Origin of the sequence: Gluconobacter albidus (assembly GCF_002005485.1) — a bacterium.
GTDB classification, from domain to species: domain Bacteria; phylum Pseudomonadota; class Alphaproteobacteria; order Acetobacterales; family Acetobacteraceae; genus Gluconobacter; species Gluconobacter albidus.
This window is the reverse complement of the sequence record NZ_CP014689.1, coordinates 2680783-2700647: the sequence shown is the minus strand read 5'-3', so window position 1 is coordinate 2700647 and position 19865 is coordinate 2680783. Positions and strand designations below refer to the sequence as shown.

17 protein-coding genes are annotated in these 19865 nt (G+C 62.8%); 7 read left to right on the top strand and 10 right to left on the bottom strand.

The window, feature by feature from the left end:
• Positions 1–12: 12 nt before the first annotated feature.
• The 4 genes from A0U94_RS12325 to pspA are packed head-to-tail and all read right to left on the bottom strand — an operon-like array spanning position 13 to position 3613.
• On the bottom strand, positions 13–1362 hold the full coding sequence (locus A0U94_RS12325; protein WP_077803528.1) for a GIN domain-containing protein: 1350 nt from the start codon (positions 1360–1362) through the stop codon (positions 13–15).
• Between the two features lie 2 nt (positions 1363–1364).
• Complete coding sequence (locus A0U94_RS12320) at positions 1365–2666, bottom strand: hypothetical protein (protein WP_077803527.1); 1302 nt, start codon at positions 2664–2666, stop codon at positions 1365–1367.
• On the bottom strand, positions 2663–2902 hold the full coding sequence (pspB, locus tag A0U94_RS12315) for an envelope stress response membrane protein PspB (protein ID WP_062029244.1): 240 nt from the start codon (positions 2900–2902) through the stop codon (positions 2663–2665). The genes A0U94_RS12320 and pspB overlap by 4 nt, the downstream gene beginning before the upstream one ends.
• Before the next feature lie 27 nt (positions 2903–2929).
• On the bottom strand, positions 2930–3613 hold the full coding sequence (gene pspA, locus A0U94_RS12310) for a phage shock protein PspA (protein ID WP_062107761.1): 684 nt from the start codon (positions 3611–3613) through the stop codon (positions 2930–2932).
• Between the two features lie 126 nt (positions 3614–3739).
• Between pspA and pspF the strand changes: the two genes are divergently transcribed.
• The 5 genes from pspF to A0U94_RS12285 all read left to right on the top strand — a co-directional run bounded on the left by pspF (position 3740) and on the right by A0U94_RS12285 (position 10164).
• Positions 3740–4801: a phage shock protein operon transcriptional activator gene (gene pspF / locus A0U94_RS12305; RefSeq protein ID WP_062107763.1), complete on the top strand. Its 1062-nt coding sequence runs from the start codon at positions 3740–3742 to the stop codon at positions 4799–4801.
• Positions 4802–5070: 269 nt separating this feature from the next.
• Positions 5071–5751 (top strand): phosphoadenylyl-sulfate reductase, encoded by a 681-nt coding sequence (locus tag A0U94_RS12300; protein WP_062029237.1) that lies wholly within the window; start codon positions 5071–5073, stop codon positions 5749–5751.
• Positions 5752–5867: 116 nt separating this feature from the next.
• Positions 5868–6662 (top strand): sulfate adenylyltransferase subunit CysD, encoded by a 795-nt coding sequence (cysD, locus tag A0U94_RS12295; RefSeq protein WP_062029272.1) that lies wholly within the window; start codon positions 5868–5870, stop codon positions 6660–6662.
• A gap of 2 nt (positions 6663–6664) precedes the next feature.
• Positions 6665–8545, top strand: a complete 1881-nt coding sequence (cysC, locus tag A0U94_RS12290; protein ID WP_077803526.1) for an adenylyl-sulfate kinase — start codon at positions 6665–6667, stop codon at positions 8543–8545.
• A 233-nt stretch (positions 8546–8778) separates the two neighbouring features.
• Positions 8779–10164 carry a sugar porter family MFS transporter gene (locus tag A0U94_RS12285; RefSeq protein ID WP_167369386.1) on the top strand — a complete coding sequence of 462 codons (1386 nt, stop codon included), beginning with the start codon at positions 8779–8781 and terminating at the stop codon, positions 10162–10164.
• A gap of 23 nt (positions 10165–10187) precedes the next feature.
• On the opposite strand, the gene A0U94_RS12280 is transcribed toward A0U94_RS12285, so the two are convergent.
• The 4 genes from A0U94_RS12280 to A0U94_RS12265 form a co-directional block, all read right to left on the bottom strand.
• A complete protein-coding gene (locus tag A0U94_RS12280; protein ID WP_208611644.1) occupies positions 10188–11513 on the bottom strand; it encodes a UDP-glucose dehydrogenase family protein in 1326 nt (441 codons plus the stop codon).
• Between the two features lie 76 nt (positions 11514–11589).
• The gene (locus A0U94_RS12275) at positions 11590–13509 is read right to left on the bottom strand and encodes an AsmA family protein (RefSeq protein ID WP_077803525.1); all 1920 of its coding nucleotides are present in this window, start codon (positions 13507–13509) and stop codon (positions 11590–11592) included.
• A 162-nt stretch (positions 13510–13671) separates the two neighbouring features.
• Positions 13672–14205, bottom strand: coding sequence for a GlcG/HbpS family heme-binding protein (locus tag A0U94_RS12270; protein ID WP_077803524.1), 534 nt, complete (start codon positions 14203–14205; stop codon positions 13672–13674).
• A 140-nt stretch (positions 14206–14345) separates the two neighbouring features.
• Positions 14346–16073 (bottom strand): OprO/OprP family phosphate-selective porin, encoded by a 1728-nt coding sequence (locus A0U94_RS12265; protein ID WP_077803523.1) that lies wholly within the window; start codon positions 16071–16073, stop codon positions 14346–14348.
• Between the two features lie 331 nt (positions 16074–16404).
• Between A0U94_RS12265 and pstS the strand changes: the two genes are divergently transcribed.
• Positions 16405–17433 carry a phosphate ABC transporter substrate-binding protein PstS gene (gene pstS / locus A0U94_RS12260; RefSeq protein ID WP_062029221.1) on the top strand — a complete coding sequence of 343 codons (1029 nt, stop codon included), beginning with the start codon at positions 16405–16407 and terminating at the stop codon, positions 17431–17433.
• A 148-nt stretch (positions 17434–17581) separates the two neighbouring features.
• Positions 17582–18829 (top strand): multidrug effflux MFS transporter, encoded by a 1248-nt coding sequence (locus A0U94_RS12255; RefSeq protein ID WP_062107777.1) that lies wholly within the window; start codon positions 17582–17584, stop codon positions 18827–18829.
• A gap of 54 nt (positions 18830–18883) precedes the next feature.
• Here A0U94_RS12255 and A0U94_RS15960 read toward each other — a convergent pair whose 3' ends face one another.
• Entirely contained in the window at positions 18884–19021 is a 138-nt protein-coding gene (locus tag A0U94_RS15960; protein WP_156474507.1) for a hypothetical protein, read from the bottom strand.
• Positions 19022–19305: 284 nt separating this feature from the next.
• A complete protein-coding gene (locus A0U94_RS12250) occupies positions 19306–19803 on the bottom strand; it encodes a DUF2721 domain-containing protein (protein WP_077803522.1) in 498 nt (165 codons plus the stop codon).
• Positions 19804–19865 lie beyond the last annotated feature (62 nt).

Sequence of the window (19865 nt, the reverse complement as noted above, 5' to 3'; positions counted from 1 at the left end):
TTCGTCCTCCATTCAGGCGCGCCGTCCGTCGGTCCGTTCCAGATCCCGGAACTGCCGCTCCAGACTGAAATCGGGCGATGTGACGCAGCGCTCGAGCAGGCCGAGCCTGCGGTCCATGCGCGCCAGCCGATCCTGAAGCCGGGCCAGCGGATGACCCGGCGGGACGGAGCGGGAGAAATCATCCGCTGCTTCGGGCTGCTGACGCCGGAAACCGAGCACGGCATCCCTGACCAATGCTGTCGCGCTGGCGGCAGGCGTTTCCTGCCAGGCCGTGCGGTGCCGTGACCAGCTCCGTATGCCCTCTGCATATCCCGCGGCAGCCTTGTCCAGCGTGCCCCGGAACGGCAGAACGCCCGTCCGGCGATAGCGCCGGAAAAGGCGCACGGCCCAGATAACGAGAAAGATTTTCAGCAGCAGGCCAATCACGCCATGACCGCTGGAGTGATGAGCGACAGAGGGCGTGGTGCCGAAATTGACCTCCGGTACGTCCAGATGGATATCGAGACGGTCCAGAACCTTGCGCGTCGCATCGGACAGGATGGCGGAACCGTCCGGCGTGGTCACAGTCGTGATCCGCGCACCGGCTGTCTCCTGCACGGAGAGCGTTCCTGAGCCGATAGGGCGCTTCTTCAGCGTCTCGCTCACCTTCTGAAGCGTGATGTCGCCACTGCCGAGAAGGGTCAGATCCGCATCACGGGCCGTGGCGTTCAGCGCAATATCGGCCGAGCCATAATCCCGGACCGTCAGAACATCCGCGCTCCCCCGTCCGACCCGGATATCGCCCGAAGACATGGCCGTGATGCTGGCGCTTGAGGTTGCGAGGTCGTCAATACGCAGGTCGCCGCTGGACAGGCTTTGCACGGTCATCCGGCCCGTCACCCGCCCGACCGAGACGTTTCCGGGGCCTGTCATCGTCAGGTTCAGGCCGCTGGCCTGATCAATGTCGAGATCGCCGTGTCCGCTTTCTGCCGTGACGTCACCGTTGACGCCAGTGATGCGATAGAGCGTCGTGTGGCCATGGGAGGACTGGATGTCGAGACTGGTCCGGGCCGGGATCATGACGACCGCACTGTCCTGAGCCGCGCAGTCCTGTGGGGTAGTCGTGAAGGTCAGGCGCTCCCCGTGTTTCTTCAGACTGCCGCTGCCGGAAACGATATGCGCGTCCGGACCGCTCACGATGGAGAGTGTTTCAAGACATGTCGCCGGGATCACGAGCGTGCCGGAACTGCTCGTCGAGGAAGCGTCGTAGGAGGGGGGAGCTGGAGGTGAGGGAGGTGCCGGAGGAGGCGCTGGCGGTACGGGGGCGGCCCCGCAACTCAGAAGCGCAACCAGGGCCAGGCGCGCGTGGAGATGATGGCGCATCCCTATTCTCCCTGTGCGCCGTTCTGAGCGCTCTTTCCGGTCGTCGAAGGCGCAGCGGCGGTTCCCGTTCCGGGTGTCGCCGCTGTAGGCGCGGGAACAGTTGTGGGGGTGGGAAGCGTTGCCTGTGGAACGGACTGGGCGGGCGCGCTTGTGACGGGAGGGAGCGCAGGCGCTTGCGCCGTCTGCTGGGAATTCGATGCGGAGGGGGGCGCGGCGCTTGGTGTCTGCGGGGTGACGGGGCTTTCAGGCGCGGAGGACGGTGCGGCGGGCGCCGGAGCCGGAACTGCGGATGACGCAGCAGGGGCCTGAACGGCCGGAGCCTGAGGTGTCTGAGCCTGAGGTGTCTGAGCCACAGGCGATTGCACAACAGGCGCTGGAACAGCCGAAGCCCCAGGTGCCGGAGCAGTCGTGGCCGCGCTGGCGGGCGGCATCTGGACCGGAAGAGACGGCTGGGGGGCTGCTGGGGAAGGAGGTGCGGTCACAGCAGCAGGCGGCGCCGGTGTGGGGCGATAGATCACGCCGTTCTCCGCACCGACGCGGACAGTGCCTTTGCCCGAACGGACCATCGGGCCCGTGACCGCTTCAATATTGACGTCGCCCGTTCCGTTGGCCGCGACCGTCGCCACCGTGGCGTGAGCCAGAATGGTGGCGCTGGCCTGATCGGCCGTAATCAGCGTCAGGGCGTCAATGCTGCCCCCCGAGAGCGTCATGCCTGCATTCTGCGTCAACTGCACCGAAAGCGCTGCGAGCTGCGCCGTGTCAGCCGTCAGCGTCGAGGTGCCGGAGGCCACGATCTGGGCTGCGCGTTCGAGGGAGTGGATGTGGACACTGGAGGCGCCCTGCATGTCCAGGTCGAGGGACTGGGTGTTTTCGATGTCCATGGTGGCGGAATCGAGGCTGGCGTCCAGGGAGGCGAGCTTGCCGGCGATGACGAAATGCGTGTCGTGGCTGTCGTGGATTGTCAGGCCGGTGCTGGGGGAGATGCTGATTGTCAGCTTTCCGCTGGGGGCGCAGGACTTCGTGGCGATGGAGATGCGGCTTTGCGCTTCTTCCTTGCCGGTATGCATGGAGACCTGTGCGAGGCTGCTCGAATCAAGCGTTGCCCCGTCCTTCATGTTGGGATCGACCACGACCCTGACCTGTCCGGTGCAGGGGATGGACAGGTCCAGATCCTCTCCGGACAGGGTCATCCGGGCGGCGTGGGCTGCGGGCGACAGCGCGACCGTGCCTGCCAGCAGGGCCACGAGTGCCGGACGGCGGCCGGAAAAGGGGGCGCCGGAAAAGAGGACGGGGCGGCGTGTCATCGTGCGTTCCTTGCTCTCCAGCCCGGGATATCCTCGTCGAGGATGCGTTCGAGCTGGTCGATCCTTTCTTCCAGACGCGTAGCATGGGCTTCGGCCTGTGTCAGGGCGGCCTGAAGCATGGGGTCCTGCTGGGCCGCGCCTTTCGTCGCACCGTTGGCGTGTTTGGCCATGCTGACGACGGACCAGCAGATAATGGCCGTGATGGGAACAAGGAAGGGGAAGATGGACGAATTCATGCCTTGGGCCTTTCGGTCAGCCTTTTCTCAGCCTGCGTTTTTCTTCTCGGCCATACGGCGCTTGAGGGCTTCGAACTCGTTTTCCACGACGGCATCGGTTTCCAGCGCCGCGAGTTCTTCCTGAAGCGTCGGGTGTCCGGTGCGGCGACCCAGATCATACGCCTCCGCCTTGCCTTCGAGCTCATCAAGAGCGCGTTCCACCTGATCGAAGCGGTTGAGTGTGTCGTCGATGCGTGTGTCGTAGAGTTTTTCGCGGGTTTTCAGGCGGCCCTGTGCGGTGCGGGCGCGGATGGAGAGCGCCTTTTCGCGGGATTTGGCGTCGGCGATCTTGGCCTGAAGCTTGGAGATGTCGTCGTTCTGCTGGTCCAGCCCGTCCGAGATCTGGGCGATCTGCTGTTCCAGCGCCTCGCGCGACTGTTCCACGCTGTGGCGGGCGGCGAGGGCCGCGCGGGCGAGATCGTCGCGGTCGCGTTCGATGGCGAGGCTGGCCTTGCGGTGCCATTCGTCTTCTTCGTGCATCATGGTGCGCACGCGGCGTTCGAGCTGCTTGCGCTCGGCGATCGTGCGGACGGCCTGACTGCGGACCTCGACCAGCGTGTCTTCCATTTCCTGAATGACCAGGCGGATCATTTTCTGCGGGTCCTCGGCATTGGCGAGAATCGCATTCAGATTGGAGTTCACGATATCGGCGAGGCGAGAGAAAATACCCATGATGCTTTCCTTCCTTGGTGAAGACTTAGGACAGAATGCCTGTCCTTGTCAGCGAGCCTTGTCAGCGGTGCTGTTTTGCGGGTGTTATGAACTGAAGACCTGAACGGGGGCGTGAGAGACCATAAAATGGCGAGAAGCACCGATATGGACGAGGTGCCGACCCCGATCGGGCGGGCTCCGGCATTTCTGGGGATGCTGGATCAGGTCTCCCGTCTGGCGCCCCTGCGGCGTCCGGTTCTGGTGATCGGAGAGCGCGGGACCGGCAAGGAACTGGTGGCAGCGCGTCTGGCCCTGCTGTCGGACCGGTGGGACCGGCCGCTGGTGAAGCTCAACTGCGCGGCGCTGCCTGAGGCGCTGCTGGACAGCGAACTGTTCGGCCATGAGGCCGGGGCTTTCACCGGCGCGCAGAAGCGGCGTCTGTCGCGCTTTGAGCGGGCGGACGGGGGAACGATGTTTCTGGATGAGATCGGCACCGCGTCTCAGGCCGTGCAGGAAAAACTGCTGCGGGTGATTGAATACGGCAGCTTCGAGCGTGTGGGTGGCAGCGAGACCATCCGGGTGGATGTGCGGCTGATCGGGGCGACCAATGCGGATCTGCCCGCCATGGCGCGGGAGGGGCGGTTCCGGGCGGATCTGCTGGACCGGCTGGCCTTTGATGTTGTGAACATTCCGCCGCTGCGGGCGCGTCCGGAGGATATTTCCCTTCTGGCCGGGCATTTCGCCACCCGCATGAGCGCGGAGCTGGGGCGGAAGGTGTTTGCGGGGTTCACGGAGCGGGCGCTGGAGCGGTTGCAGGCCTATGACTGGCCCGGCAACGTCCGCGAGTTGCGCAATGTGGTGGAACGCAGCGTTTACAGGATGGACCGGCCGGAAAAGGCGCTGGACGAGATCGTGCTGGACCCGTTCGTCGTGCCGGACTGGAAGGACGCGCAGGTTCAGCGCGTGGTGACGGCGGCGTCCCCGGCTGCTCCGGCTGGGGGAGATGCGCTGGCATTCCCGCGCGATTTCGGGGCGGATGTCAGAATGCATGAGCGCAGTCTGCTGGAGGCTGCGTTGCGCGAGGCGCAGTTCAGCCAGCGGCGCGCGGCGGAACTGCTTGGTCTGACCTACTACCAGTTCCGCCATCATCTGCGGCTGCATGGTCTGGCCGACAAGGAGGCGCGGAAGGCGCTTGGCGTGAAGGAGTGAGGGCGTGTCCATGAAACCCTCTGATGCAGGAACCGTGCCAGATGAAGTGCGTGACCGGATTTTGAGGGAGGGGGTAGGTTTTCTCATTTTCGAAAATGGCGTTCAGGGCCACTTAGTGTGATTTCGAGCCATTTTTTATGATGAATGATTAAGACGAAACAAAAAAGTTATATCAAACAAAATAGTTTATTTTTGGATGATGTGCGCCTATGTCTCTGGGCAGGCCGCCTGAGCGGTCGGACTGATCTGGACACAGGCAGGTGCGGCACATGTCTCTTTCACGGACGGAACTGGATCATCTTCGGCAGATCCCGGAAGACCGGATCTTGCAGGAGACGCTGACGCTGCTGCGGGGGCGGGTTGCTGTTGTGTCGTCTTTCGGGGCGGAGTCGGCGGTTCTGCTGGATCTGGTGGCGCAGGTCGATCCGTCCGTTCCGGTGTTTTTTCTGGATACGAAGCGGCATTTTCCCGAAACGCTGGACTATCGCGAGGGGCTGGTGCGCAGTCTGGGTCTGTCCGATGTGCGGACCCTCTCGCCCACACCAAAGGCGCTGCATGACCGCGATCCGCAGGACCAGCTGGCCGCGTTCGATCCGGATGCGTGCTGTGCGCTGCGCAAGGTCGAGCCGCTGGATCTGGTGCTGCCGGATTTCGATGTCTGGATCACGGGGCGCAAGCGCAGCCAGTCAGCAACGCGCACGGCGCTGCCGGTTCTTGATCCGCAGCCAGATGGCAGCGTGAAGCTCAACCCGCTGGCGGGCTGGGGTCCGGCGCAGATCGAGGCGCAGATGCAGCGCCGGGATCTGCCGCGGCATCCCCTGGTTGCAAAAGGTTACACCTCGATCGGTTGTGCTCCGTGCACAAGGGCGGTCAAGGATGGTGAAGATGGACGGGCGGGCCGGTGGGCCGGTCTGGCCAAGACGGAATGCGGCATTCACAGGCCGGCATGACTACGGAGCGGATAATGACGCAGACACCGATCCTGTCCCGGGATCAGTCCTCCACCCCAGGGGCTGCTGCCTCTCAGGCCCCTTCTTTGGCCCCTTCTTTGGCACAGCCGCGTATCATGGATGATCTGGACCAGCTTGAGGCCCAGAGCATTTTCATCCTGCGCGAGGCCTATCGCAAGCTGAAGCCCCTGTCCCTGCTGTGGTCGCTGGGCAAGGACAGCAACGTGATGGTGTGGCTGGCGCGCAAGGCGTTCATGGGGCGCGTGCCGTTCCCGGTCATGCATGTCGATACCGAGAAGAAATTCCCGGAAATGTATGCGTTCCGCGACGAATATACGAAGAAATGGGATCTCGACCTGCTGCTGGGCTATTGCCCGCCGGTTGAGGAAATCGACCCGTCGCTTCCCCCGGCCGCACGGTCTGCCGCGCGCAAGACGGCCGGTCTGGCCGCGATGATCGAGAAGCACAAGCTGCGTGGCGTCATTGCGGGTATCCGTCGTGACGAACAGGCGACGCGGGCGAAGGAACGCGTTTTCAGCCCGCGCGGTGCCGGGCATCGCTGGGACGTGCGCAACCAGCCGCCCGAGTTCTGGGACCAGTATGCGACGCCATATGAAGACGGCATGCATATCCGCGTCCATCCGCTGCTGTCCTGGCGGGAGATCGACATCTGGCGCTACATCGAGCGCGAGAACATCCCGCTGGTGGATCTGTATTTCGCAAAGGACGGCAAGCGGTACCGCTCGCTGGGCGATCAGGACATCACCAGTCCGATCGAGAGCAATGCGTCCACTGTGGCGGAAGTGATTGCCGAACTGGAAACCAGCCGCACCTCCGAACGTGCTGGGCGTGCGATGGATCATGAATCCGAGGACGTGTTCGAGCGTCTGCGTGTGGCGGGGTATCTGTGACAATGGGCGACAATATCGTGACCGGACATTATTCCGAGACCCATCGTGCTGCTGCGACGCCCATCGTCATTGTCGGGCATGTCGATCATGGCAAATCCTCGCTGATCGGGCGTCTGCTGTATGACACCGACAGTCTTCAGGACGGCAAGCTGGCGCAGATCGTCGAGAGCAGCCGCAAGCGTGGTCTGGCGGTGGAGTGGAGCTTCCTGCTCGATTCCCTTCAGATCGAGCGTGACCAGGGCGTGACGGTTGATTCCACGCGGATTCCGTTCCGTCTGGGATCGCGGGAATTCGTGATCGTCGATGCGCCGGGCCATCGCCAGTTCCTGCGCAATATGATCACGGGTGCGGCTGATGCGGAAGCCGCCGTGCTGGTCGTCGATGCCAAGGAAGGTGCGCAGGAGCAGACGCGGCGTCATGCCATGCTGCTGCGTCTGATCGGCATCCGCCATGTGATCGTGCTGCTCAACAAGTCCGATCTGCTGGAATTCGACGAAGCGAAGATCGTCAAGGTCGAGTCCGACGTGCGTCAGCTTCTGGGCCGCCTGGAAATCGAGGTTGAGGCTGTTGTTCCGGCCTCCGCCCGCGATGGTGACAACATCGCCAGCCGTTCCGAGCGTTCGCTCTGGTACAAGGGGCCGACGCTGGTGGAGGCGCTGGCCAATGTGCCGCCCCCGGCATCGCGTGCTGCGCTGCCGTTCCGGATGCCGGTGCAGGATGTCTATCGTTTTGATGGCGTGCGCTATGTGGCGGGGCGGATCGAGCGCGGCACGGTGCGGGCGGGCGACCGTCTGGCCATCGGGGCGCAGGGGCAGGTTGCGACTGTGGCGGAAGTCTGCCGCTGGCACGCGCCGGAACTCCCGGTTGCGGGTGCGGGCGAGTCCATCGCGCTGCGTCTGGAGCCGGATCTGGTTCCGGATCGGGGCGATCTGCTGTTCCCGGCGGATGACAAGGCTGGGGCGCCTGAGCGTTCGGCCCGGATTCGCACCCGTCTGTTCTGGCTGCGCGGCGAGCCGCTGCGGGTGGGCGAGAGCTTTACGCTGCGTCTGACGACGGCCGAGCATGACGTGACGGTGGCGTCCATCGACGCCGTGGTCGATCTGGAAGACCTGACCCTGCGTGAGGGCGACAGCGTGCCGCCGGACGGGTTTGCGGAAATCACGCTGGCTGCCTCCCATGCCGTGCTGTTCGATCCGTTTGCGCCGGGCTTTGGTGACGGACGTGGTGTTCTGGTGGATCGTTACCAGCGCATCGTTGGTGGCGCGCCGCTGATTGGTCCGGCTGAACTGGCGGACGGCGAACATGCCATTCATCCGACAGCCAGCCGTGTGTCTGCGGCCCGTCAGGTCCAGACGCGGGGCCACAAGAGCGGTGTGTTCTGGCTGACGGGGCTGCCGGGTTCGGGCAAGAGCACGGTGGCACGGGCGGCGGAGCTGGCGCTTTCGGAACAGGTGATCAACGCGACCGTTCTGGATGGGGACACGCTGCGGGCCGGGCTGTGCAGCGATCTTGGGTTCTCGCCGGAAGACCGCCGGGAAAATATCCGTCGTGCGGCGCATGTGGCGAAAATTCTGGCCGAAAGCGGGCAGGTCGTGATCGTGGCGCTGGTGTCTCCGCTTGAGGCGGATCGGGCGCAGGCACGGCAGATCGTGGGCGAGAACTTCCATGAAGTCTTCGTCGATACACCGCTTGAGACCTGCGAAAAACGGGACCCCAAGGGACTGTATGCGGCGGCGCGTTCGGGGAAAATCCCGGAGTTTACGGGTGTTTCTGCTCCTTACGAGGCGCCGGTGTCGCCGGAGCTGCGTCTGGCTGCGGATCGCCCGGAGCACGATGCCGTCAACACCCTGACGGCGTTTATCCTGCGGATTGTCCAGCCGTAAGGCGCCGTTTTCTGCGGACGTGACATCAGGCCCCCTTTCCATCCGGGAAGGGGGTTTTTTCATGTGCGGGGCAGGAGGCGTGGACACGAAAAATTTCACGCAAAAAACGAAAACCATCACTTTTGTGATGTTACTTCCTCGAGATGGAGCGTTAAAGAGGACGGATTGGCTACACAATAACGGTCTGCGGCTTCGCGGCGGAAGGTTTTATGATGCAGGGCAGGAACGGGTCCATGAGGTTGAGCGGAAATGCTCTGACAAATTTCATTGCGACGATTTCGGCAACGGGCGGGCTGCTGTTCGGGTATGATACCGGCATCATTTCCTCAGCGCTGCTCCAGCTTCGCAACGAGTTTCATCTTGATACGCTTGGTGCGGAAGTTGTGACGTCGGCCATTATTCTGGGTGCTCTGATCGGGTGTCTGGTGGCGGGTGGTATTTCCGACCGGCTCGGGCGCCGGCGGACGGTGATGATTGCGGCGGCGCTCTTCCTTGTGGGAACGATCATCGTGGCCTCGGCCCACAGCGTGGCTGTTCTGATCATTGCGCGCCTTATTCTGGGGCTGGCGATTGGCGGTGCGTCGCAGATCGTGCCGATCTATATTGCTGAAATCTCTCCTCCCGAGCGTCGTGGTCGCCTTGTCGTGGGCTTTCAGCTTGCGGTGGTGTCCGGCGTGACGATTTCCTTCATCACCGGCTACCTCCTGCGGGATTCGAGCTGGCGTCTGATGTTCGGGATCGGGATGCTTCCTGCGCTGATCCTGTTTCTGGGCATGGCGTTTCTGCCCAACAGTCCGCGCTGGCTGGCTCTGAACGGTCAGCCCGAAGAGGCACGGATGGTGTTGCGGCGCGTGCGTGCGACCGATGAGATTGCGGACCGTGAACTGGACGGCATCCTCGAGAACCATGATGTGCAGGCTCCTTGGTCCGAGCTGGCGAAGCCGTGGGTGCGGCCTGCGCTGATGGCTTCGGTGGGCATTGCGCTGCTGTGCCAGTTCACGGGCATCAATGCCGTCATGTATTACGCGCCGACCATTTTTGCCGATGCGGGTTTTGGTCAGGATTCGGCGCTGCTGACATCCGTGGCCGTTGGTGTGGGCATGGTGTTTGCGACGGTGTTTGGCGGCTGGGCCGTTGATAACTGGGGACGGCGCACGCTGCTTCTGCGTCTGCTGCCGGGAGCCGTGGTGGCGCTGGTCGTTCTGGGGACGGCGTTTGCGATGCATCTGACGGGTGGTGTCGGGGCATGGATCACGGTGGCTGCCGTGATGGCTTACACCATTTTCAATACGGGCAGTCTGTCGGTTGCGATCTGGCTGGTGGGCGCGGAAGTTTATCCGCTGTCGTGCCGCAGCAAGGGCATGAGCCTTGTGGCTGGTGGGCACTGGGGTGCGGATCTGGTGATTTCACTGACGACGCTCTCTCTGGTGCAGATTCTGGGAGCGGGATGGACGTTCTGGCTGTTTGCCGCCGTCAATGCGTTCGCGTTCTGGTTCGTGCTGCGCTATGTGCCCGAGACCAAGGGGCAGTCGCTTGAGGAACTCGAGCGGCGTCTGAAGAACGGGACGTTTGCGCCGGTGGATCGCGCGGCGGCCCGGGCTGAAGCTCAGGCCCGCTAAGGCAGGTTCCTAAGGCCGTTCCTTCAGGGACGGCCGATGGACTGGTAACTGAATCCGGCCTCGCGCATGAGGTCGGGACTCCAGATATTCCGCAGATCCGCGATGGCGTTGCCGCGCATCGCGTCACGCAGGCGGAGGGGGTCGAGCGCGCGGAACATGTTCCATTCCGTCAGGACGACCACGATATCGGCATCCTGCGCGGCTGACAGGGCGTCTTCGCAGTAGCGCACGCCATCCGGCAGGAGCGAGCGGGCGGCATCCATGCCTTCGGGGTCGAAGACTTGCAGGGTTGCCCCCGCGTCGTGCAGGCGGGCGAGGATGGGCAGGGACGCGGCTTCGCGCATGTCGTCCGTATCGGGTTTGAAGGTCAGGCCGAGAATGCCGACCGTTTTGCCTTCAAGGGTTCCGCCCGCCTGTGTGATGATGCGCTCGGCCATGCCGGTTTTACGGGCTTCGTTGATCGCGACCGTGGCTTCCACCAGTTGTGTGGGGGCGCCGGCATCCTGGGCGATGGCGGTCAGGGCGCGGGTGTCCTTGGGGAAGCAGGAGCCGCCATAGCCTGGTCCGGGGCTGAGGAAACGGCTGCCGATCCGCTGGTCGAGGCCCATGCCGCGGGCAACGTCATGGATATTGCCGCCGACTTTTTCGCACAGATCGGCCATTTCGTTGATGAAAGTGACTTTCATCGCAAGGAAGGCGTTGGCGGCGTATTTGGTCAGTTCCGCCGTTTCCAGATCTGTCAGGACGATCGGGGCCTGAATGGCCGTGAGCGGGCGGTAGAGCTGTTCGATCAGGCTCTGCGCGCGGCTGCCGCCATCCGGGCCGGAGCGGTCGATGCCGACGATGACGCGGTCCGGGCGCATGAAATCGTCGATCGCGTTGCCTTCGCGCAGGAATTCGGGGTTCGAGGCCACGTCGAAGGTCAGGTCCGGGCGGGTTTGGCGCAGGATGCGGGCGACTTCGCGACCCGTGCCGACGGGGACGGTCGATTTGGTGACGACCAGAAGGTCCGTCCGGGCGGCGCGCGCGATTTCTTCGGCGGCCGCATAGACATAGGTCAGATCGGCGTGGCCGTCGCCGCGTCGGGTAGGGGTGCCGACCGCGATGAACACGGCATCGGCGTTGCTCATGGCCGCGCCGAGGTCGTCTCCGAAGGTCAGGCGGCCGGAGGCGACGTTGCTGCTGACGAGGGCGTCCAGTCCGGGTTCGTAGATGGGGATGCGCCCGTCATGGAGGGCCGCGAGCTTTTTCGGGTCCCGCTCCACGATGGCGACGTCCGCTCCGAACTCGGCGAAGCAGGCGCCCGAGACGAGACCGACATATCCGCCACCGACCATTGCAATACGCATCTCTGGACCCTCTCCTTTACGGTCCGATGTGCATAGCCGGGGGCAGGATGGGGTGCAAATCCCGGGGACTCAATGCCTACCGCGTGGGGCGGGCGCAGGCGTTTGAGGCTGCGAAACCCTGAAGGGCGGGGGGGAGGTTCGTGACTGCGTTGGAATCCGCGAGCATGTCGCGCCCGACCTTCGACCATTTGGCGAGGGAGAGGGTCGGGGCGTCGAAGGGGCCGCTGACGCGCACGGGCACATCGAGCGCAAAGAAGCTTGTCGAGAAGGGGCGGCTGGCGAAGACGAGATCGAGCCATTTGCGGCGGAGGTCGAAATTCGCCTTGGCGGCGATCGTCCCGGCACCCGTCCGCAGGCGGAGCGGGATGACGGTGCCGATGCCCTGATGCATCTGAAGGACGCCGAGCAGGCAGGTGATGGGGGTCACACCCTTGGCGTGCCGGAACAGCAGGCGCAGGTCCATTGAGGCGGCCTCGACGATTTCCTTTGCGATTTCGCCTTTTTCCATACTGACGGCGGCGGTCATGTCGGCGCGGCTGATGGCTTCGTTGAGGGTATGGACGTTCTTGGAGCTGGCGGTGATGCGGAAGTTCAGGCTGCCCTTGACCGGAACGGGGGCCAGACCGGCCACGCGGCGCAGGCGGTCGATGTCGCCATGTGTCAGGGCGACGTCGGCAGAGACGCGGGAGGATGTGCCGTCCGCTTCGATCCGGCCATCGGCACTGAGGGACGCGCCGATATAGTCCAGACGCAGGAGGGGAATTTCGATCCGGTTAGGCGTCTGGGCGCCCTGGATCCTGAGATTCGAGAAATCGAGGCTGTTGTAGATTAGCTGACGGGCGCTCAGCTCGAAATGGACCAGCGGGTCCGGATCGGGGGGCGTGATGAGCAGAAGATCCGCATGCAGGGTGGAGGGGCCTTTTTTGCTGCCCTTTGCGCCAGATGGGGCGAGAATGGGCATCAGGCCGTTGATGTCGAGGCGTCCGAAGCCGGTTGTGGCTGTGACGTCATCGGGTTTGCCGTGGCTGCCTTCGATCAGGGTGAAGTCGCCGCTTTCCATCGTGCTGGTCTGGATGGTGCCGTGCGCTTTGGTGAAGTGCCAGTCATCGCCGGAATGGCTGAAATCGCCCGACAGGGTCAGTTTGACGGGGGCGTGGTCGCCTTTGATCCCGGCGACGCTGAACAGGGTGTCGGAGGTGGGCGTGGTGACAGTGGTGTGGCCTTCCACGCCTTCGAAATTCACCGGGTCCGTCAGGGTGCCCGTGAAGTCCGAGGTCATGTCGCCGGAGATGACATGGGCTGTGGTGGCGTAGGGGCGGTGGGGCGTCTTGCGGAGGTCGCTGATGGGCTCCATTTCGGCGGAAATGCTGACGGGGGTGTCGTTATAGGCCCCGGTCAGGGTCATGGTGAACGGGCTGCTGTCGCTGGTGGAGGCGAACGTGACCTTTTCAAGCGTGGTTCTGTAGGACGCGCCATTGGCCGAGCGGTAGGTGACGTCGCTGTCGAGGATCGTGGCGTTGCGGAGGCCCGGCGCGTTGCCCAGATCGGGGGGCGTGTCGGCTTTGGCCTGTTGCTCGGGGGTGAGGGGGGCGCGGGGTTCGTTCTGGTGGGGGCCGAAGCGCCAGTTGGGCAGATGGGCCGGGGTGCGCTCGAACAGGCCGGAGAACTTCGAGATGACGATATTGCGGGCTTCGGGCGGTCCCCAGATCAGGGAGGTCAGGCGGATCTGTGCGCCGAGATGGCCGAGCGTCATCATCTGCGGGCGGGTGCCGCTGGCGATGTTGGCGACGGAGATATCATCGGCGTCGATGGTCAGCCATGCGCCCGGATGGACGTGCAGGACGCCGATATGGACGGTGCGGCCGAGCTTTTTCTCCAGCCGTGGCGTGGCGAAGGCGGCGAGGTCCCGGTGGTCGATCCAGATCCATCCTGCGCCGAACAGGGCCAGAAGGAGGACGGTGAGGGACAGGAGGGAAACCAGAAACCAGCGCAGCAAGAGGACAGTCTTTCAGGACGTATTCAATGAGGCCGGACAATACCGGGAAGTTCTGTAAAGGGAAACTCCACGGTACAGGCTGGAGGATACACGGAATATTTCCGAAAACTCTGCAGAAATAAAAAGACCGTGGTTTTTTTGATTGAAATAAATGCCGCAGCGTTACTGGAGGGAATTGCGGAATTTTTCGACGGCGTGCAGGGCGCAGGCTTCGTCCTTGTCGCCGCCGGGTGCGCCGGAGACGCCCAGACCGCCGAGAATGGTATGGCTGGTGCTGCTGCGCAGGGTGACGCCGCCGGGGACGAACAGGACTTCGGGGATGGTGTTCAGGGCGCCGTTTGCGGGGCCGGTGACGCCTGCGGCGATCAGTTCGCTGGTTGTGTTTTTATTGAAGGCCAGACCGTAGGCATAGGCCGTGTAGGCTTTGCGGTAGGAGACGGAGAGCGATTGCAGGGGGACCGTATCGCCTTTGACGACAGCCTGTTCATGGCCGGTCGTGTCCACGACGGTGGCGGTGACGGAATAGCCCTGTGCGGCGCAGAGGCGCACGGCTTCGGCGGCGAGGGTGGCGGCGGTTTCCCAGTCGAGTTTCTGGCTCGTGACGATATGGGAAGGCGTTTGCGCGCGGGCGGTGGGGCTCAGAAGGGCTGCGATGAGCGCTGCTGCGGGCAGGACGGTTTTTGCGTTGGGGAGCATCAGCCGGTTCTCTCGTTGTGGAACGGGAAGCATGCTGTCTGCGGGGCGTGGGTCGCAATCGGGAATGCGGGGGTGCACGCAATGGTGTTTGCTGGGGGTCTCTCCCGGACCGGGGTCCGGGAGAGGGAAACGGGTCTTTTTTAGAACGCGGCCTGGATACGGGCTGCGAAGGAGTTGCCAGAGCGACCGGAAACGTTGGTGGCAGAGGCTACGCTACGAGACGTGACGAAGTGGCTGTAGTCCACCATGAAGCGGAAATGGCGGTTCGGGTACCAGTTCAGGCCGCCGGTATAGACATTCTGCATGCCGCCCCGGACGTAGCTGACGCCGTTCTGGCTGGTGATCCCGGCCGTTGCGGCATTGATGTTGCTGTTCAGGTCCAGGCCGCTGTACTGGGCCACGGCTTCGAGGGCACCCCAGTGATTGAGCGCAGGATTGAATTCCTGATCAGCACCGACACCAGGTGCACCAAAAGCGCCTTCCTTGATGTTATACATACGGGGCTTGCCGAAAATCGTGTAGGCAGCGGCACCATACCAACCCTGGAAGTTGAACGCGGGCAGGTTGGCCTGCGAACGCTGAACGCCAACGTGATAGTACTCACCCTTCACAAGGAGGCGGTCCCAGCGGAACCCGAGTTCCGGACCTGCTGCCCAGACCTGGGCAGCCTTGGTGATTGAGCCCGTTGCTACGAGGCTGGCTTCACCAACGTCAAATTCCGGACGCTGCCCAAAGGACGTCGTGCGGGAGCAGTAATTGGCGTTGGCTCCGGTGTTGCAGGCCAGGCGGAAGGCTGCAATCGCCGATACACCGACGTGAAGATCCACATCCTTGGTTGCGATAGGACGGCCGGCAGCGCGGAGCATTCCGCCCGTCTGGCTGTCGATTGTGGCTCCGCTGCCACCACCGTAATAGGTGGAGCTCATGTCAGAGGCGTTGCGGTGACCCCATTCCTGGCCGGTGAAGTAACCGGCAACCCACCAGCGCTTCTCGTAATGCAGGCCGCCGACCACGAAGCGGGCATCACCCGCTGCGATGTTACGGACCATGTCAGTGATGCTGGGACGTTCCAGCGTCATGAAGTCATTGGAGCTTTCAGCATCCTCTTCCGTCACGCGCGGCTGGAAATAGCCGACCGTCAGGATGGTGTTGCGGAAGCCGGTGTAGTTCAGGTTGCCTTCATAGAGGCCGACATAGCCGTCGTTATGGTTGGCACCGAAATCAGGCGTGACGGCTGCGACCCAGTTCTTGTAGCGGAACATGAACGGAATACGCAGACGGCGCTGGTTGGTGGTGAAGCTGTTGAAAGCACCACGGGTGTCGTTGCCGCGAGGTCCGGAATTGAAGAAGCCGCCAAAGTCTTCATGATAGGCGAGGCCGATCGAGAGGGCATAGGCGCCGTCCGAGGACTGGATCGTCGGGCGACCGCCCGGGAAGCCGACCTTGATGCCGCCGACGCTGACTTCTTCGTCCTGCGCGGTGGCGCGCTGGAAGTCGGCCCAGGAGGAGACGTCTGCGCGGTCTGAGGGCGGACGACCATCATCGGCGCCGGGCTTGGCCGGGCGAACGCTGATCAGAGGCTGTGCGGCCGTACGCGGCTGTCCGATATAGCGTCCACGCTGGGCGTAGGGGTTGTTTTCGGCTTCTTCCCGCTGGTGGGCCAGAACGGCGCGGGCGCGCTTCACTTCTTCAGCATGTTCTTTTTTCATGCTGGTGAGCTGGGCCTGCATGGCCTGGATCTGCCGTTCCATGATCTGCATCTGGTCGGCGGCCCGGGCGTGGCCACAAAGCGGGAGGAGGGAAACCAGGGTCGTTGTGGCCAAAAGGGCCTTGGGGAGAACCGTGGTCCGACGGAAAGAAAAAGCCATTGCTGCGGTGCGTCCTTCTGGGGAGGGCGTGTGTTCCGCAGTTCAGGTATCTGATTCGCATTTTGAAATAATGGGAAGGTTTCATGACGGGGACGTGACAGTTTGATGACACAAAAGGCGAAAAGCCCCGGAAAACAGGGAGTTCCGGATTTCGTATGTCAGTTTTGTTGCGCAAGGGGCTGGCGCAGGGGCCTTGCGAAGGGAGGGGTGTGACATTTCGGCACTTGGGGGTGTGCGGAGGCTGTCATGAAACTATCACGCAGGTCCCACTGTTTCTGTATCCGCGCCAGCGTTACTAAGGGGCAGTTTTCACGCCCCATAAGGGATTCCCATGATCAAGAGCAGAGCTCCGCTATTCGGTCTTCTCGTCGCCACGGCCCTTGGCACTGTTGCCATGACCCCGTTCGTGTCGTCGGCGCAGGCTGCGGACATCACTGGCGCAGGATCCAGCTTCGCCGCACCGATCTATGGTGCATGGGGCACGGCCGCCAAGAGCCAGGCCGGTATTTCCGTGAACTACCAGAGCGTGGGGTCCAGCGCCGGTCAGGATCAGGTCATCGCCCGTACGGTTGATTTCGGTGCGTCCGATAAGCCGATGAACGGCGAGCGTCTGGCCAAGGAAAAGCTGTACCAGTTCCCGACCGTCATGAGCGGCATCGTGGTTGTGGCGAACGTGCCGGGTCTGGCTCCGGGCCAGCTCCGTCTCGATGGTCCGACGCTGGCCGCGCTGTATGACGGTGAGATTACGACCTGGGATGACGACCGCATCAAGGCCCTGAACCCGGGTCTGAAGCTGCCGGATACGGATGTGGCTCCGATCCACCGCGCCGATGGTTCTGGCACGAGCTTCGTGTTCACGTCCTATCTGTCGCAGGTTTCTCCGACCTGGAAGCAGAAGCTTGGTGCCGGCACGTCCATCGCCTGGCCGGGCGGTTCGGGTGCACGTGGCAATGACGGCATTGCCGCCATGGTGCGTCAGACCGAGGGTGGCATTGGTTATGTCGAGTATTCCTATGCCGCGCAGAACCATCTGAACATTGCCAGCATGAAGAACCACAGCGGTGCTTTCGTAACGCCGACGCTGGCCAGCTTCACGGAAGCTGCCAAGGCTGCTGACTGGGTTCATGCCGATCATTATGCCGTGAACCTGCTGGACACGGATGGCGCGTCTTCCTGGCCGATCGTGACGGCGACGTTCGTTCTGGTGCCGGTTGATGCGGTTCAGAAGGAGTCCGGCAAGGCCGTTCGTGACTTCTTTACCTGGGGTTTCCAGCATGGCGATGCGGACAATGCCCGCCTTGACTATGTCGGTCTGCCGCAGAGTGTGAAGACGGACATTCTGGCCAACTGGCCGAAGTAAGTCCTGCGTCTGTATCCGTAATGACGGGCCGGCCCTGAAATTCAGGGCTGGTCAGTCAGGATAAAAAGGCGTTGAGTATGGAACGGGCTTCTCCTGTGCGGGAGAGGCCCGTTTTCTGTTTTCCGCTCTGTTTAGTCATGGTGCCTGCGTGTCCGTTACGTCGCTTTCCGAACAGACGTCCCCACAGGGGATGAATGGCCTGACCCGGGTGCTGATCGGTATGGTCTTTATTCTGGGGCCTGTTTCGACGGATATGTATCTTCCGGCGTTTCCGGCGCTGGAGCATGATCTGGGGCATGGGGCGGGATCCGCGCAGCTGACGCTGACGGCGTGGCTGGCGGGGCTGGCGATCGGGCAGTTCACGCTTGGGCCGCTCTGCGACCGGTACGGGCGCAAGCTGCCGCTGATGTGCGGGCTTGTGGTGTATGCCCTTGCCTCGGTCGGGCTGGCGCTGACGACCAGTTTTCACATGTTCTGCGCACTACGCTTTGTGGCGGCTCTGGGCGGTGCGATCAGTTCCGTGGCGCCGCGGGCCATGGTGCGCGATGTCGCGACCGGCTCGGCGGGTGTGAAGCTCATGTCGCAGCTGATGCTGATTTTTGGTCTGGGGCCTCTGCTGGCGCCGTCGATCGGGAGTTTTCTGCTGGACTGGGGAAGCTGGCGGCTGATTTTCTGGGCGAATGTCGTTTTCGGCGTCGTGATGTTCTTCTGCACGTTGTTTCTGCTGCCCGAGACATTGCCCCTGGACCGGCGTTTTGCGTTGCCGGTTAGCGGGATGGTGGCGCGTTACCGGGATCTGCTGCGCGAGCCACTGTTCTGTTCTGCGGTGATGGTCGTGAGTTTTGCGACCTTCACGATGTTTGCCTATCTGTCGAATGCGCCGGCGCTGTTTGAGAACATCCTGCATTTCTCGCCGCATCTGTTCGCCATTTTCTTCGGGCTGAACGGGATTGGCTTCATCATTGGTTCGCAGGTGAATGCGAAGCTGGCGAACCGTTTCCTGTTCACGCGGGTGATGGAGACAGCGATGCTGGCGGTTCTGCTGTTCTGTGCGCTGGCGGTGGTGGTGTGTCTGAGCGGATTTGCGGGGCCGCAGAATCCGTGGATTTTGTGTGCGCTGATCTGGTGCACGACATTTTCGCTGGGGTTCATCGGACCGAATGCGGGCATTCTGGCGCTGACGCATCATGGGCATCAGGCGGGCGCGGCTTCGGCGCTGATGGGAACGATGAACTGGACGATTGCCGGTCTGGCGGGCGTGATGATGTCGTTTCTGCCGACGCACTGGGTCGGGTCGACATCGGTCGGAATGCTGGTGGGGATCAGCTTCTGCTGGCTGTGCGATCTGTGGCGCCGCCGGCTGGATCCGCAATCCTATCTGTCCGTCCGGCACTGAAGGCCGGAGCGGGACGCCCGGCGCGAGGCCGGGCTTGTCCCGAGAAGACTGTGATCAGCTCTCGGAAACGCGGTCAGCAGCAACCGTAGCGATCATCAGGGCGCCGATCATCGGAACGAAGGCAACCATCGAGAACTGTGCGAGAAGGCTGGTGGGAAGGCCGATCAGGTGGATCAGGGTCATGGACGTCATCTGGAAAATCTCCGTGTGGTTCTGTGTGCCGTTTTGCGGCGTGCAGCGGGAGAAACTCCAGAAGCGGTGTCAGAAGCAACAAATACAGATGCAGGGTCAGACCTGCATTTCCTGCATAAATGCTTTTTAAACTTTCGCCGTCTTTGTGGAGAGAGTGATTTTGTTACGAATTCGCGATTATTTCAGCGCGAATAAAGTGATGCGAGATCCGGGGGTGTTGCCCGGATTTCTTTCGGGAAACAGTACCATTCCCGGTGGTTTTTGAAATAAAATTGCGTGGCGGCTTATTCCGCGTCGAGGCTCAGATCGCTGTCGTGGCGCAGTCCGTGCCAGCTCAGGAGGGTGTCGGCGAGGAAGAACATGAGCGATCCGACGGTGCAGGCGAGAGCTATGCCAAAAAATGCCAGCAGCCATGCCGAGGTCGAAGCATCGCGCAGGGAGCCTACAAACAGCGCCATGGCCGCGCCGCAGGTTGAGGCGCCGCCGATCCCGTTCAGGAGAATCGCGGCGTCCAGAACGAAGACCCGACGGTGCAGGCGGGCCTGCTGGTTGCGCAGGCGGGCGGGCGTGTCGATGGGATCGACGGGGGTGTCGTCCGTTTTCAGGGTGCCAAGTTTCTTGCGGACGTCTTCAAGGTGGTCCGTGACGCGGGCCAGTCGGGTGTTGAAGACGTTGATGAGGGTGCCGATGCCGGAGAGCATGAAAACGGGCGTGAGCGCGACCTGGATCAGGTGGGCGGCGCTGTCGACAGGATCGGGATCGTAGGAAATCGGAAAAGGCATGATGTCTTATACTGCATGATGCGTTTGCGAAAAGACCGGCGTGTTCTGAAAGGGCCGCTTTG